We start from the raw sequence: 15,777 nt of genomic DNA on the forward strand, positions 1-15,777 counted from the left end.
GTTGCTGGGGCTCCGCCGGAGGGCGGAGCTTCGGCGCCGGGGACAGGAACCTCGGAGCCGTTGGGTCAGGAGGCCTGCCGCTCCTGCTCCTCGTGGCTGATCTCCAGGGCCCCCGAGTCCCCGAAGGTGAGCCGGCAGGTGTCGGCCCGGTAGGTGGCCACAGAAACGGCGGCCGTTCCGGAGGCGGCGAAGTAGCGCGTCGTGACCACGAGAACCGGGGCACCGGGGAGCCGGTCGAGCTCCTTGGCGTCGTCCGCCCGGGCCGATCCCAGCTCTACCGAGCGGTCCTGGCCGTCGAGGCCCAGACGGTGCAGCTCACGCAGGACGCTCCGTGCCCGGGCCGGGCCGGACGGCGCGTCGATCGAGGAGAGTTCGGGCACGGACGACCGCGGGACGTAGAGGAGCTCCGCGGCGACGGACTGCCCGTTGGCCACACGGATACGGCGCACGACGTGCACCTCGTCCTCGGCACCGTTGTCGAGAACGGCGGCCACGGCGGCAGGAGCCTTCGCGGAGGTGCACTCGACGGGCTGCCACGCCTCGTCCGACGAACCTCCTCCGCCGGCCCAGTCGTGCTGCGCCGCGGCGACGGCCACACCTACCCGGGGCGGGGCGACGGTGGTTCCCACGCCCCGGCGACGCTGCAGTCTGCCTTCGAGTTCCAGCTGCTCCAGAGCTTGTCGGAGCGTTGCCCGGGCGACCCCGAAGCGCGCCGCGAGATCACGCTCGTTGGGCAGGATCTCCCCCACCGCGAAGTCCGAGTCGAGTGCCTCACTGAGCACGGTCTTGAGGTGCCAGTACTTCGGCTCCTGTACCGATTCCAGCTGCGTGGTCCCCACCCTGATCCTCCGCAATCGCCCAGCGTCTATTCCGCGACGTTATTTATTAAAGGTTCCTGTCTTAACGTTCAGAACCTTAGGGCGGCGTACCACCTTGGTCAAGACCAATACTCCCCCGGTAACGGAACGGAACGGTCCCCTGCCGTAGAGCGTTCACAGGACGTTCGTGGAGCCGTGGGCTCCGGGCAGCGGAAACCCCACGTCCGGGAGCGCCCGGGAGGCCTGTGGGGATCGCACAACGCGGTGCGCGGCTCAAGCGGTGCGCGGCTGTCGCGCGGGACAGCCGACGACGACCCGGGAGGGCGATCGGCCGGCCAAGGGTGATCGGCCGGCTGCCGGAGACCTAACCTCTGCGCAAACCGGCCAGCTTGTCCGGATTGCGAATGATGTAGGCGCACTGGATGACGCCTCCCCTGGCCTCCACCTGGAAGACCGTGTCCGGCTTCCCGTCGACGGTCACCACGAGGGCCGGGCCGCCGTTGAGCTCCACGATCGTGGCCTCCATCCCCGGCGCCCCGTCCCGCCCCACGGCGAAGAGGAAGCGGCCGACCTTGTCCGCCGTCTCGATGATCCGGCGCGGCGCCCTCGACTTGCCTCCGCTGTCGCTGACCAGCCGCACGTCGGGGGCCAGCAGGGCGAGCAGCTGCTCCAGGTCTCCGCCCGACGCGGCGGCGAGGAAGCGCTCGGTGAGATCCCGGCGCACGGCCGGATCGACGTCGTACCGCGGCTTGCGTTCCTCCACATGCCGTTTCGCGCGGCCGGCGAGCTGGCGTACCGCCGCTTCGGACCGTTCGAGAGTGGCCGCGATCTCCGCGTACGGGAAGCCGAAGGCCTCGCGCAGGACGAAGACCGCGCGCTCCAGCGGGGAGAGCGACTCGAGGACGACCAGCACGGCCAGCGAGACGGAATCGGCGAGGACCGCCTGTTCCGCGGTGTCGGGGACGGCGGGCCCGAAGCCGGTGGCAACGGGTTCGGGGAGCCACGGCCCCACGTACGACTCGCGCCTGGACCGCAGGTGGCGCAGACGGTCGATGGCCAGCCGGGTGGTGATCCGGACAAGGAAGGCCCTCGGCTCCCGCACACCCTCGCGCTCCGCGGAGGACCAGCGCAGCCACGCCTCCTGCACCACGTCCTCGGCATCGGCCACACGGCCGAGCATCCGGTAGGCGACCCCGGTGAGGACGGGCCGGTTTTCTTCGAACTGATCGGTCGCGGTGTCGGCGGTCACGTCTCCATCCCAGCCGACACGTCGGACGGTGTCCAGCAGCTTCTACCCCGCCCCTTGAACTGCTGACTACTCGACGGTAATTATTGGTGACAAGGCGTCTACCACCGTCCCGCCCAGTCGGGCCGGACCGTCCCGAGGAGCGGCATGGCCCCATCGGTCTCGTTCGCAGTCGATTCGTCCGTCGGACCTCGGAGCGTGTCCTTGGCGTACGAGCGAAGCGGCTCGGGCGAGCCGTTGCTCCTGCTCCACGGCATCGGCCACCACCGTCAGGCCTGGGACCGGTCGTGCGGATCCTGGCCGCCGAGCGGGATGTCATAGCCGTGGACCTGCCCGGCTTCGGTGCCTCGCCCGCGCTGCCCGGCGGTCTCGCGTACGACCCGCGGACCGTGGCCACCTTGCTCGCCTCGTTCTGCCGGACGATCGGTGTGGTGCGTCCGCACGTCGCGGGGAACTCTCTCGGGGGTCTACTCGCCCTGGAGTTGGGCCGGGAGAAGCTCGTGCGCTCGGTGACGGCCCTGTCCCCCGCCGGATTCTGGACGGAGGGCGAACGCCGCTACGCCTTCGGTGTCCTGCACACGATGCGCAGGGCCGCGCTGACCATGCCGATGCCTCTGATCGTGCGGCTCTCACGGAGCGCGGCCGGCCGTGCGGTGTTGACGAGTTCCATCTACGCCCGGCCCGGCCGGCGTTCAGCCGACGCCGTCGTGGCGGAGACTGTCGCGTTGCGTACGGCCACCGGTTTCCACGCGACTCTGGCCGTCAGCCGGGGCGTCGCCTTCACCGACGATGTCCCGGGCCTCCCGGTGACCGTCGCGTGGGGAAGCCAGGACCGTCTGCTGCCGCGCCGTCAGGGCGTCCGGGCCAAGCACGTCATCCAGGGTGCCCGGCTTGTACGGCTCCCCGGTCGCGGCCATGTTCCGATGAACGACGACCCTGCCGCCGTGGCGCGGATCATTCTCGACACGAGCCGCTGACACACCGTCCCGGCCGTCGGCCTGCGTCGGACGACGTCGCAGGAGGCCGAGCCGAGCGCCACCCCGACCATCAGACTCCCGGCCGCCTGCCCCGCGCCGCAGGGCCTGACCCCCGGCGTACGGGTAGTCGCCGAGGACGCTGGGGCCGGACCGACCTGACCGGCACCGAGCTGCTGTCCGCCGTCTCCGCTCCCGCACGCCGGCGAGGGCGGGCCCTTCAGGAGGCTCTGCGCCAGGCCGTGCGTTCGGGCCGCCTCGCGGCGGGCACCCGTCCCCCGGCGAGCCGTGAGCTCGCGCGGACCTGGGTGTCTCACGCGGGCTGGTGACCGAGGCGTACGAGCAGTTGACGGCGGAGAGTCACCTGCGCAGCGGCCGGGGCGCCGGCACCTGGGTGAGCGGTGCGGTGCGGCCCGCCGACCCGGGGGCGCGGGGCCTGTCACCGCGCGCGCCCGGCGCATCGGTGGATTTCCGACCGGGCACTCCTGATCTGTCGATGTTCCCGCGGAGCGCCTGGTCCGCCACCCAGCGTGCGGTTCTCGGCAGGCTGCCGCACAGCTCCCTCGGCTATCCGGACCCGCGAGGGCTGCCGGAGCTGCGCGGTGCGTGGGCCGCCCTGCTGACCCGGCGCCGTGGGGTGGTCGCCGATCCGGAACGGCTGGTGGTGTGTTCGGGTGTGGCGCAGGCGACCACGCTGCTCGGGTTCGTGCTGCGCGGCCGGGGCATCACGAAGGTCGGCGTCGAGGACCCGGGCAGTCCCGAGCACTCCGCGCTGTTCGCCTCGACCGGGCTGACGACGGTCCCGCTCCCGCTCGACGACGACGGCCTCGCCCTCGCACCGCTGCTGCGCTCCGGCGTACGCGCCGTGGTCACCACCCCCGCCCATCAGTTCCCCACCGGAATCGCCTACTCCGCGGAGCGCAGAAGCAAGCTGCTCGAATGGGCCCGCAGCACTTCGGGCGTGCTCATGGAGGACGATTACGACGGCGACTTCCGCTACGACCGGGCACCGGTCGGAGCCCTGCAGGGACCGGATCCGGAGCATGTCGTATACACCGGATCGGTCAGCAAGTCGTTGGCTCCCGGGCTGCGCCTGGCTGGCTGGTCGCCCCCGCGTCCCTGACCGACGAGATCGTCGAGGACCTCGGCAACCCCTCGGTCGACCATGCGGTCCTCGCGGACCTCGTCACCGGGGGAGGCTACGACCGCCAGCTGCGCCACTGTCAGCGCGCCTGCCGGGAGGGCTGGGATGCCGTGACCGCGGCGCTCGCCGAGCACTTTCCGGGGGCCGAGGTCAGCGGAATCGCCGCAGGCCTGCACATCATCGCCCGACTGCCCGAGCGCTTCGGCCCGCAGCCGGAGTTCCTGCGAAGGGCGGACGCGGCCGGCATCGCACTGCGTCCGCTGAGCGACTACGGGACGGCGGACGCCGACGGCCTCACCGTCCGGCTGGTGCTCGGGTACGCGCATCTGACCCCGGCCGAGATCGCACGCGGAATCCGCTTGCTGTCCGAGGCGGTCGGAGCAGCGGACGGATCAGGTGCCGTGTGAGGGAGACGGGGAGGCGTCATGGGTCGCAGTGCGGACAGGGCCGCCACCACGGCGTCGAGTTGACGGTACGGCCACGCTGTTCATCTGGGGTTGGCGTGCCCGCCGCCGCCGGGCACTAGGCATGACTCGGCACTCAGCCGAGTCCGTCCCGTCGTCACGGCAGTCCGCCTGCCCCCGTCGCCCCTGGAGGCGCATCGATGTCGAACCGTCCCCGCATTCCGGCCCCGGACCGCCGCACCGTGCTGCGCGGCTCGCTCGTCGCATCGGCCGCCTTCGCCGTTCCTTCCGCCGTCACAGCCGCCCCCGCCTTCGCTCTCTCGGGCAGGCCGAGTGCCGTGTGGGGCGTGCAGGTGGGTGATGTGACGGCGTCGTCGGCGCTGGTCTGGGTGCGATCGGACCGTCCGGCACGGATGCTGGTCGAGACCTCGGCGACCGAGTCCTTCCGCCGGGCCCGCAGGTGGCACGGCCCGCTCATCGGAGCGCGCACGGACTTCACCGGAACGACGCCCCTGTACGGGCTGCCGGCCGGCGAGCAGGTGCACTACCGCGTGACGCTCGCGGACCCGCACGACCCGCGCCGTACCGGCAGGCCGGTGTACGGAACCTTCCGTACCGCCCCCGCCGGGCGCCGTGACGGGGTGCGTTTCCTGTGGTCCGGTGACATCGCCGGCCAGGGCTGGGGCATCAATCCCGACATCGGCGGCTACCTGGTGTACGACGAGATGCGCCGCCTCGACCCGGACTTCTTCCTGTGCAGCGGCGACAACATCTACGCGGACGGGGTGCTGGAGCCCAGTGTGACGCTTCCGGACGGGCGGATCTGGCGCAACATCACGACCCCGGAGAAGTCTAAGGTCGCCGAGACCCTCGACGAGTACCGTGGCAACTTCCGGTACAACCTGCTCGACGACAACCTGCGCGCGTTCAACGCGCAGGTTCCCTCCATCATCCAGTGGGACGACCACGAGGTGCGCAACAACTGGTACCCGGGGCAGATCCTCGACGACGCCCGTTACACCGAGAAGAACGTGGATCTCCTGGCGGCGCGTTCGATGCGGGCGTTCCGCGAGTACTTCCCGGTGTCGTCGCACGGCTCCTCGCTGCGCCCCTCGTCCCCCGAGGGGCGCATGCACCGCGTCGTGCGCCACGGTCCACTGCTCGATGTGTTCGTCCTGGACATGCGGTCGTTCCGCAACGCGAACTCCCCCGGCCGGCAGCCCGACGACACGACGGGCATCCTCGGCGCCGAACAGCTGGCCTGGCTCAAGCGCGAACTGTCGCAGTCGCGGGCGGTGTGGAAGGTCATCGCGGCCGACATGCCGCTGGGCCTGGTCGTCCCGGACGGCGCCACGGACTTCGAGGCCATCGCCCAGGGGGATCCGGGCGCACCGCTCGGCCGGGAACTGCAGATCGCCGAGCTGCTGCGCTTCGTCAAGCACCGCCGGATCACGGGCACCGTCTGGCTGACGGCCGATGTGCACTACACCTCGGCGCAGCACTACTCCCCCGAGCGCGCCGCGTTCAAGGACTTCGCCCCCTTCTGGGAGTTCGTGTCGGGGCCGCTGGCAGCCGGAGGGTTCCCGGCCAACGCGCTCGACGGCACGTTCGGACCCGACCGGGTCTTCGTCCAGGCACCGGAGCGGGCGAACGTGTCGCCGATGGAGTCGCCGCAGTTCTTCGGTGAGGTCGACATCGACGGCGGGAGCGGGGAGTTGACGGTGCGGTTGCGGGCTCAGGGCGGCACGGTCCTGTTCAGCAAGGTGTTGCAGCCGGGGCGTACGGGGCAGTGAGCGGGCGCCGTTGAGGGCGGCCCCGGACTCGTGCCCGGGGCCGTTGTCAGTGGTGGGTCCTACGGTTTTCCCATGACCCGATCCGTTCAGGCCCTGGCCTACTCACGCCCGTCCGTCCTGGAGTCCTCGCAGGCGGGGCAGTTGCTCGGCCTGGAGACCGCAGGCGGTCTCACGCCGCGCGGCGCCGAGGCTCACCCGCGATTCTTCTCGGGTTTCCTGACGTCGCCGAAGATCGCCGCGCGGGGGCTGCTGGCCGTCGCCGACGTGGCGTCCGCCCGCTATTACCAGCGAACGCTGCTCTCGTCCCTCGACCCGGTGGTCACGGGCAACGGCGACCGGCTGCGCTTCGAGTCGTTCTCCGGCTGCTGCGGGGTGTACGCGCGTCTCGATGTGCTGCAGGGCGGGCTGGACGGGGCGGAGACCGGGCACGGGACGACGAACGTGGATGTCAACCATCCGTTGCGGGAGGCTCTGTCGCGGATAACGGCGGATGATCCGCTGCATCTGCGGGTCGGGCCCGACGAGATGGCGGTCTCCACCATGGACGGCCCTGTGGTGGAGAAGAAGGTGCCGCTGCCGGACCGCTGGCTGCGCGGCTTCGCCGAGGCACAGGTGGTGTCCGCCGGTTTCGATCTGCGGGCCGAGCTTCCGGCGGCGGAGGCTGTCAGGTTTCTCCGTTCGCTGCCGCGGTCCTCGGGGAACGCCTCACGGGGAGCCCGGTGGGTCGTCCCGGCCGGGAAAACCCTGCGGCCGACGACCCGTCCTGTCCCCGGTGCGGTCTGCCTGCCGGGTCCGGAGCGGCTGGTCGCCCTGCAGCGGGTGTTGCGGGATGCGACGGCTCTGAGGATCTACGGTCCGGTGGCCGACGACGCGGCGACGGCGAGTGCCTGGGAGGTGGTGCTGCCGGGTATGCGGCTGACGCTGACCCTGTCGCCCGACGCGTCACGCGGATTCTCGGGTGAGGGTGGTGTGCTGGAGGCGCTGGCCACGGATGACGCCGCGGCGGACGCCGAGCTGGTGTCCGTGCTGCTGGCGTGGGAGCCCAGGATCGAGCCGGCCGATCTGGCCGAGCAGTCGGGGCTGACGGTGGAGCGGGTGCGGGCTGCGCTCACCCGGCTGGGCACGGCGGGTCGTGTGGGGTACGACCTCTCGGACGCGGCGTACTTCCACCGGGAGCTCCCGTATGACGCGCGCCGGGCCGAGCGGCACAATCCGCGTCTGGTCGCGGCCCGGCAGCTGGCCGGTTCGGGGGCGGTCGTCATGGACGGTGAGCTGGCGGCCGTCTCCTCCGGCGAGCGCCGTTACAAGGTGCGGGAGCAGGACGGGGTACTGAGCTGCACCTGCCAGTGGTGGGCGGACTACCGAGGACGCCGGGGCCCCTGCAAACACGCGTTGGCCGTCCGCATGGTCCGCCGCGGTGCGACGGTTGCGGGCGGTGTGCGATGAAGGAGCTCCTCGCTGCCGTCCGGGACGGCCGCAAGCAGGCGGTGCCCGCACTCGTGGCCGGTCTCGACCGTGCGGAACGCAAAGCGGCCTTGGCGGAGTTGAAGTCCCTGCGCAAGGAGGCCCGGGGGTGGGACTGGCAGCGGCAGGCGGCCGTCCGCACCACCCTGCTGGTCGCGGGTGCGGGGTGTCACACCGGCGCAGCGGCTTGCGCGGCCTGGATCGGCAGCCGTGATCTGCGCGACTGGTCGGGCACTCCGTACCACCTGGTGCTGAAGGTGCTGGCGGACCGTGATCCCGCCTGGCTCGCCGACGTCGCCCATCGGCTGGCGGCACGTCCGTCGATGGCCTCGGCGGAAGCGGACTACTGGTTCGTCGCCGAGCTGGTGCGTATCGCGCAGTGCCCGATGCCGGTCACGGACACCATGGTGGAGGCCTGGGTGTCGTACGTCGCTTCCCGGCGGTACCACGGCAACAGACGGAACCCCCTGATCGAGGTCCTGCGCACCGAGCCGCATCTCACGGCCTTCGTCCCGAGGCTGTTCGAGGGGCCCGAACCGCCCTCCTCCCTGTCCTGGTACGACGATCCGGATTCCGGCGATCACTGGCCGGCCGTACTGGCGACGCTGGCGGCCGAAGGGGTGCTGGACCGGGCGGTGCTGGTCGACGGTGCCGTGAAGCGGCTGCTGCGCGGCGGAAAGCCGGGGAGTCTGCGGTTCTACCTGGCCGTGGTGCGTGCGCTCGGCCTCACCGAGGAGGAGGAGGCGGCTCGTGTCCCGGACTGGTCGGGGATGGCCGGGGACGGCATTCCGGTCGTCGCGGGACACGCGCAGGAGGTGCTCTCCCGGCTGGACGCCCGCGGGGAGCTGACCACGCGCGTGCTCGCCGAGGTCTCGGGCTCGGTGCTGTTCCGCACGGAGAAGAAGCTGGTGCGGGCCCAGTTGGTGACGATCGGCAAGGCGCTGCGCCGGGACGCGTCCACCGCCGACGAACTGCTTCCCGTCGTCGCCGAGGCCTTCGGGCACGAGGACATCGACATCCAGGAGCGGGCACTCAAGCTGACGGCGCGCCACCTCCGCGCGGCGGGCGACGCCGTGCGTATCGATCTCGCTATGGCCGCGGCACAGCTGGGACCGATGCACCGGGCCGCCGCCCATGAGGTGTTCGGGGACCTGCCGGCCGAGGGAGCTGCCGAGGAGCCCTACGAGGAGGCGCTGCCTCCGGTACCGGCCGCACGTCTCCTCGGGCCCGCCCCGGGGACGGTGGCCGAGCTCGTCGAGGAGGTGGCCGCCCTGGTGAATTCCGGTTCGAGGGAGGTCGGTTCGTTCGAGCGCGCGCTCGACGGACTGATCCGTCACGCCCGGACCGACCGTACGGCGCTGACGGAGGCGCTGCGCGAGGCGATGGCCGGACAGTGGTGGCTCGACGACCCGCGTCAGGAGCAGGTGGACCGGTGGTTCACCAGGAATCCCGGCGGTCTCGATCTCGTCGCGGCATCGCTGCTCGGCCGGATCTCGTTCCGGTCCGCGCGGGACGGACGCCATCGGTGGACGGCCACCGGTACCTGCCCGCATGCCGCGCTGGACGGGGTGATGTACGCGAGGCTGTGGGAGGCCGCTGCCGTCGCGACGACGGGGCAGGTGCCGTTCCTGCTGGCCACACCGACCTGGCACACCGGGTCACTGGACGCCGGTGAACTCGTGGAGCGGTTGGGGGCCTACCGACGGCTCGGCGTCCATCCGGGGCCCGTCGACTTCGCGCAGGCACTCCTCCGCGTACGCCGGACCGACAGCCTGCGGGCCGCGGCCGGCGCCGCGCTGCTCGGCACCGCGGAGGGTGACCGCCTCGCCTCGTGGCTGCGGGCGGACACGCCGGTCGCGCCCGTACTGCGGCACGGGTCCGACAGTGACCGTCCGACCTCCGGCACCTGGTGGCAGAGGTCCGCGACCGGGACCCGACGGGTGCTGCTCGCCACGAAGGAACGTCTCGACATACAGCAGGAGTTCCCGCGCGCGTTCCACTGGCTCGGCCGCCCGCATTACCCCGATCAGAGCCCGTGCTACCACTGGGCCGCCGCACGCTCGGAGCACTGGCTCGCGGCTCTCCCGGAGGACGGCGAGGCCCTGGCGGCCTGGCTGATACCCACACTGATGAACGGCGCGGCCGACGGACCGGACGGTGGGGCGTGGGTCCTTCCGGGAATCGCCGAGGCGGGGGGACCCGCCGCCGACGCCATCCATCTCGCCCTGGCGTACGGGCTGGGGGCACGCCATGCGGAGGACCGTCTCTCGGCGGTGGACGCCCTGCTGGTGATCGCCGCCCGGGGACGCTTGGACGCGAGGCTGCTCGGCAGGGAGCTGGCCGTGCTCGTCGATCACGATCTCGTGAAGCTGAACCGGCTCGCGGACTCGGTCCGTACGGCCGCGGCCACCGGCGCGTACCGGACGGTCCTGTCGGTGCTGACCGCGGCGCTGCCGAGCCTTCTCGCCTACGACAAGGCGCCGCACGGGCTGGGCGAGATCCTGGCCGTGGCCGCCGCGTGCGCGGAGCGCTGCGGCCCGGTGGCCACGGAACCGGTCGCCGGCCTCGCCGCGACGGCCGGCCGACGGGGCTCCTCGCAGTTGGTACGGCAGGCCGCCCGGCTGCTGGCGGCCTCCGGGCCCGGGTGCGGCGGAGAGACCGACGGTGGAGGGACCGAGAACGGCGAGACCATCGACGGGGAGACCGCCGCCGAGGAGACGAGGGGCAGGGAGACGAGGGGCAGCAGGGAGACCGCGGACAGGGAGACCGTCAGGGGGCCGCAGGCAGGAAACCATCGACGAGATGGGCAAAAGGTACTGATAGGCGACCAGATCCACACGTAACCCATCAGTCACAATGCGTTCGCGGTCAGGCAACACCGGTCGGTCACAGTGAGGACATGACTGATGTGACATCCGCGAAGAGTGCCCGCCGTCCGCACCACTGGCGGCGGGACCTGATCGAACTGGCCGCTCTCTTCACGGCGGTTGCCGTGGCCGACGCGATCGCCAACCTGATCGGGCACCAGCCGGACGGCCCGTACCTGCTCATCGCCTCGGCCGTGGCCCTGGTGGCCACGGCCGCGTTCCACACGTGGTGGGCGCGGCGGCACAGCCACGCCCCGCCCCCGGATACTGCCGTGTCCTTCGCCGGAACGGACGCGGAGCCCGCCTCCGTCGGCGCCGAAGAGGTCACGGAAACGGTGCTGTGGCGCATGCGGACGACGGTGCAGGACGCCCCCGGCACCCTGGCCGCCCTCTGCATCGCCCTGGCCCGGCACCGGATCGACATCCTCACCCTGCAGACGCATCCGCTGGCGGAGGGCACCGTCGACGAGTTCCTGCTCCGGGCGCCCGCGGCGCTTCCCGCCCAGCAGCTCAGCCGGGAGATCGCCACCGCCGGGGGCACCTCCACCTGGATCGAGCGCGCCGACGCCCACGATCTGGTGGACACCCCCACCCGGGTCATCGGCCTCGCCACCCGAACGGCACTGGACGCGGCCGAACTCCCGCTGGCGCTCCGCCAACTCCTCGGCCGGTGCACCATCCACTCGCTGCCCGCCCTGTCGATCACCGGGCGCCCCACCGGGGAGAACGCGCCCGTGGAGGGTGTCCTGGAGGACACCGTGATGAGGCTGCGCGACCCTTCGGGCGGAGTCATCACGGTCGAGCGCCCGTATCTCCCGTTCACCCCGACGGAATTCGCCCGTGCCCGCGCCCTCGTAGAGCTCGACGCCCGGCTCGGCCCGCGCGTACCTCGCAGCGAGGACGTCCTCACCCTTCCCGAGGGCAACGAGATCACCGTGCGGCGCGCGGACCGCAGCGACCTCGCCGCCGCCCGCGCCATGCACGACCGCTGCTCCGAGCACACTCTCGGCCTGCGCTACCACGGCCCGGTCCGTGACGCCGACCGTTATCTGGACCACCTCCTGAGCCCCCGCTTCGGCCGCACACTCGCCGTACAGACGGCCTCCGGCAGGCTGGTGGCACTCGGCCACCTGCTCTGGGACGGGGACGAGACCGAGGTCGCCCTCCTGGTGGAGGACGACTGGCAGCGCCGCGGCATCGGATCCGAGCTCCTCAGCCGACTGGTGGCCCTGGCCGTCGAGGCCCGCTGCGAGAGCGTGTACGCCGTCACCCAGGCCCACAACACGGGCATGGTCGCGGCCATGCGCGCACTCGCACTGCCCCTGGACTACCAGATCGAGGAGGGCACCCTGGTGATCACCGCCCGGCTGGCTGCGTCTCCCGTCCGGCCGGTCCCTGCGCACGAGCAGACGGAACGGCACCCGCAGATCCGTCGCTGAGCGCCTGGCACAGATCGGCCCACAGGTCCTCGACGTCCTCGAGACCGACCGACATGCGGAGCAGGCGGTCACTGACCCCGGCGGCCTGCCGGTCTCCCTCATCCACAATGCGGTGGCTGATGGAGGCCGGATGCTGGATCAGCGTGTCCACACTGCCGAGACTCACCGCCGGCGTGACGAGCCGGACTCCCGCGATCACCAGGTGCGGATCCCCGTACACCTCGAAGGCCACCATCGCCCCGCCCAGCTCCGGGTAGTGCACCCGCGCGACACGCGGGTCGGCGGAGAGCCTGCGGGTGAGTTCGGCCGCGCTCGCCGAGGCGGCCAGGACCCGCACGGAGAGTGTGGACAGCCCGCGCAGCAGCAGGTATCCGGCGAGCGGATGCAGCACGCCGCCGGTGGCGAAGCGCACCTGCCGCAGCGTCGCGGCGAACTCCTCGTCGCAGGCGACGACTCCGCCCATCACGTCCCCGTGCCCGCCGAGGTACTTGGTGGCGCTGTGCAGCACGATCCGCGCGCCGTGCTCCAGGGGACGCTGCAGGACGGGCGTGGCGAAGGTGTTGTCGACGAGCAGCGGTACGGACCCGCAGGAGTGCGCCACGGCCTTGATGTCGACCTCGGCCAGCGTCGGGTTGGCGGGGGTCTCGACCATCACCAGGCCGGTGTCCGGACGGATCGCGTCGGCGATGCCCGCCGGGTCGGTCCAGGTCACCTCGGTGCCGAGGAGCCCGGCGCCCAGCAGGTGGTCACTGCAGCCGTAGAGCGGCCGTACTGCGACCACATGCCGCAGTCCCTTGCTCGCGCGGGCCAGCAGCACTGCGGTGAGCGCGGCCATTCCGCTGGCGAAGGCGACGGCGCTGTCGGCACCTTCCAGACGGGCCAGTGCCGTCTCGAACCGGGCCGTCGTCGGGTTGTCGAGCCTGGCGTAGACGGGCGGCCCGTCGGGCCTCGCCCCGGTGGCGGCGAAGGCGTCGATGCGCTCGGCCTCGCCCCTGGAGTCGTACGACGGATAGGTGGTGGACAGGTCGATCGGTGCGGCGTGCAGACCGAGAGAGGCGAGATCGTCGCGTCCGGCGTGCACGGCTTCGGTGGCGAGCGCCCTGGACCGGATGGGTGCCGGGGCTGTCAGCGCGGAGGATTCGGTGTCCATGTCACCACTCTGAACAGTGAACGGGGGGATGTGGGATAGTCCCGTGCTACGTTCGGCCGATGGCTGAATCCGTCGCTCTCGACCCGGTGGATCTGCATATTCTGCGACTCCTGCAGAACGATGCACGGATGACGTACCGGGAGCTCGCCGCCGAAGTCGGGGTGGCCCCTTCCACCTGCCTGGACCGGGTGGCACGGCTGCGCCGTTCCGGTGTGATCCTGGGGCACCAGCTGCGGCTCGACCCGGCGCGGCTCGGCCGTGGTCTGGAGGCGCTGCTCCTCGTACAGGTCCGGCCGCACCGCCGCGAGCTCATCGGCCCGTTCGTCGACCGGATCCGGGCGCTGCCGGAGTCCCGCGCACTGTTCCATCTCACCGGCCCCGACGACTACCTGGTGCATGTGGCCGTCGCCGGCACCGCGGATCTGCAGCGGCTGGTCCTGGACGAGTTCACCTCACGCCGTGAGGTCGCACGGGTGGAGACGCGGCTGATCTTCCAGCAGTGGGAGTGCGGTCCGCTCCTGCCTCCCGCCACGGACGCACAGGAGTCACGCACGGAGCGCACGGAACGCACGGAGCACCTGAAGAACCAGGAAAGCCCGGACACCACCACCCCGTGACGGACCACCCCGTAGCGGACCACCCCGGACCGCGCGGGTGCCCAACTCCCCCGGGCCATGACCGGTGCGGGCGTCGGATCCGGGCCACCTCGACGCCCGCACCGGGTTCGAACGACGTATACCGGTGACGAGGAGCCCTCCGCCGTACGAAGATGTCCACATGTCAGACACATCGAGCAGCGCACTGCCGCGCCAGGTCGCCGACGCCTACGTCGACGCATATATCGCACTCGACCCGATCACGGGTACCTATCTCGGTGTCGCAGAAAGCTCTCGCAGACTGCCCGATCTCTCGCCCGCCGGGCAGGCCGCCACGGCCGAGCTGATCCGCGGGACGCTCGTGGAACTGGACGCCGCCGAACGGGTACCGGGCGCGGACACCGAGTCCGAACAGCGCTGTGCCCGGCTGCTGCGCGAGCGCCTGACGGCCGATCTCGCCATCCATGAGGCCGAGGAAGGCCTGCGGGCCGTCTCCAACATCCACTCGCCGGTCCACAGCATCCGCGAAGTGTTCACGGCGACTCCGACCGCGACGGACGAGGACTGGGCCGCGGTGGTGGACCGTCTGCTGGCCGTCCCCGCCGCACTGGACGGGTATCGCGCCTCGCTGGCGCTCGGCCTGGAGCGGAAGCTGTACGGCGGCCCGCGCCCCACAGCCACCTTCATCGAACAGCTCGGCACCTGGGCCGGGGGTGAAGGGCCCGGATTCTTCCAGGACTTCGTGTCCTCGGGGCCGGACTCGCTGCGCGGCGAGCTGGACGAGGCCGCGGGGAAGGCCGCCGAGGGGCTGCTCGCGCTGCGGAAGTGGATGCGCGAGGTGTACGCCCCCGCGATCGAGGGCGCCCCCGACACCGTGGGCCGCGAGCGCTACGCCCGCTGGGCCCGCCAGTTCAACGGCACGGACCTGGATCTCGACGAGGCGTACGCCTACGGCTGGTCCGAATACCACCGGCTGCTCGCCGAGATGAAGACCGAAGCCGAGAAGATCCTTCCCGGTGCCGGGCCCTGGGAAGCGCTCGCCCACCTCGATGTGCACGGGAAACACATCGAGGGCGTGGAAGAGGTCCGGGTGTGGCTGCAGGAGCTGATGGACGAGGCCATCGAGGCGCTCGACGGGACCCACTTCGAACTCGCCGAGCGGGTACGGAAGGTGGAGTCCCGGATCGCTCCTCCGGGCGGCGCCGCCGCTCCGTACTACTCCGGCCCCTCCGAGGACTTCTCGCGCCCCGGCCGGACCTGGCTGCCCACCATGGGCGAGACCCGTTTCCCGGTGTACGACCTGGTGTCCACCTGGTACCACGAGGGTGTGCCGGGCCACCACCTGCAGATCGCGCAGTGGACGCACGTCGCGGACAGCCTCTCCCGCTACCAGGCCTCGATCGGCCACGTCAGTGCCAACGCCGAGGGCTGGGCGCTGTACGCGGAGCGGCTGATGGACGAGCTGGGCTTCCTGCCCGACGCGGAGCGCCGGATCGGTTACCTGGACGCGCAGATGATGCGTGCCTGCCGGGTGATCGTGGACATCGGCATGCACCTGGAACTGGAGATCCCGGCGGACTCGCCGTTCCACCCGGGCGAGCGGTGGACGCCGGATTTGGCCCAGGAGTTCTTCGGCAGCCACAGCGGCCGGCCGGCCGACTTCGTGGAGAGCGAGCTGACCCGCTATCTGTCGATGCCGGGGCAGGCCATCGGCTACAAGCTGGGCGAGCGCGCCTGGCTGCTGGGCCGGGAGAACGCCCGCAAGGCGCACGGTGACGCGTTCGACCTCAAGGCCTGGCACATGGCCGCCCTCTCGCAGGGTTCGCTCGGCCTTGACGACCTGGTGGACGAGCTGTCCAGGCTCTGATCCCGGGCGGGAGCG

General features: G+C 71.6%; 9 protein-coding genes and 2 pseudogenes. 8 read left to right on the forward strand and 3 right to left on the reverse strand.

Features of this window, described 5'->3' with window-relative positions; all coding sequences use genetic code 11:
- Positions 1–65: 65 nt before the first annotated feature.
- Together ACFWVP_RS11440 and ACFWVP_RS11445 are read right to left on the reverse strand one after the other, a co-directional pair.
- The gene (locus tag ACFWVP_RS11440; RefSeq protein WP_384495674.1) at positions 66–839 is read right to left on the reverse strand and encodes a GntR family transcriptional regulator; all 774 of its coding nucleotides are present in this window, start codon (positions 837–839) and stop codon (positions 66–68) included.
- A 343-nt stretch (positions 840–1,182) separates the two neighbouring features.
- On the reverse strand, positions 1,183–2,067 hold the full coding sequence (locus ACFWVP_RS11445) for an RNA polymerase sigma-70 factor (protein WP_384495676.1): 885 nt from the start codon (positions 2,065–2,067) through the stop codon (positions 1,183–1,185).
- Positions 2,068–2,211: 144 nt separating this feature from the next.
- Between ACFWVP_RS11445 and ACFWVP_RS11450 the strand changes: the two are divergent.
- From ACFWVP_RS11450 to ACFWVP_RS11475, 6 genes and pseudogenes are all read left to right on the forward strand, one after another.
- Positions 2,212–3,041: pseudogene (locus ACFWVP_RS11450) on the forward strand (alpha/beta fold hydrolase).
- 155 nt (positions 3,042–3,196) lie between these two features.
- Positions 3,197–4,589: pseudogene (locus ACFWVP_RS11455) on the forward strand (PLP-dependent aminotransferase family protein).
- 197 nt (positions 4,590–4,786) lie between these two features.
- Complete coding sequence (locus ACFWVP_RS11460; protein WP_384495678.1) at positions 4,787–6,379, forward strand: alkaline phosphatase D family protein; 1,593 nt, start codon at positions 4,787–4,789, stop codon at positions 6,377–6,379.
- A 72-nt stretch (positions 6,380–6,451) separates the two neighbouring features.
- Positions 6,452–7,825, forward strand: a complete 1,374-nt coding sequence (locus ACFWVP_RS11465) for an SWIM zinc finger family protein (RefSeq protein ID WP_384495680.1) — start codon at positions 6,452–6,454, stop codon at positions 7,823–7,825.
- Positions 7,822–10,686 carry a DUF6493 family protein gene (locus tag ACFWVP_RS11470; protein WP_384495682.1) on the forward strand — a complete coding sequence of 955 codons (2,865 nt, stop codon included), beginning with the start codon at positions 7,822–7,824 and terminating at the stop codon, positions 10,684–10,686. Before ACFWVP_RS11465 ends, ACFWVP_RS11470 begins: the two co-directional genes overlap by 4 nt.
- 65 nt (positions 10,687–10,751) lie before the next feature.
- A complete protein-coding gene (locus tag ACFWVP_RS11475) occupies positions 10,752–12,149 on the forward strand; it encodes a GNAT family N-acetyltransferase (protein WP_384495874.1) in 1,398 nt (465 codons plus the stop codon).
- On the opposite strand, the gene ACFWVP_RS11480 is transcribed toward ACFWVP_RS11475, so the two are convergent.
- Complete coding sequence (locus ACFWVP_RS11480) at positions 12,067–13,299, reverse strand: trans-sulfuration enzyme family protein (protein ID WP_384495684.1); 1,233 nt, start codon at positions 13,297–13,299, stop codon at positions 12,067–12,069. The two genes, ACFWVP_RS11475 and ACFWVP_RS11480, sit on opposite strands and share 83 nt — an antisense overlap.
- A 59-nt stretch (positions 13,300–13,358) precedes the next feature.
- On the opposite strand from ACFWVP_RS11480, the gene ACFWVP_RS11485 reads away from it, so the two are divergent.
- Positions 13,359–13,916: an Lrp/AsnC family transcriptional regulator gene (locus ACFWVP_RS11485; RefSeq protein ID WP_384495686.1), complete on the forward strand. Its 558-nt coding sequence runs from the start codon at positions 13,359–13,361 to the stop codon at positions 13,914–13,916.
- Between the two features lie 160 nt (positions 13,917–14,076).
- Entirely contained in the window at positions 14,077–15,762 is a 1,686-nt protein-coding gene (locus tag ACFWVP_RS11490; protein ID WP_384495688.1) for a DUF885 domain-containing protein, read from the forward strand.
- Positions 15,763–15,777 lie beyond the last annotated feature (15 nt).

Origin of the sequence: Streptomyces sp. NPDC058637, assembly GCF_042717325.1 — a bacterium.
Taxonomy (GTDB): domain Bacteria; phylum Actinomycetota; class Actinomycetes; order Streptomycetales; family Streptomycetaceae; genus Streptomyces.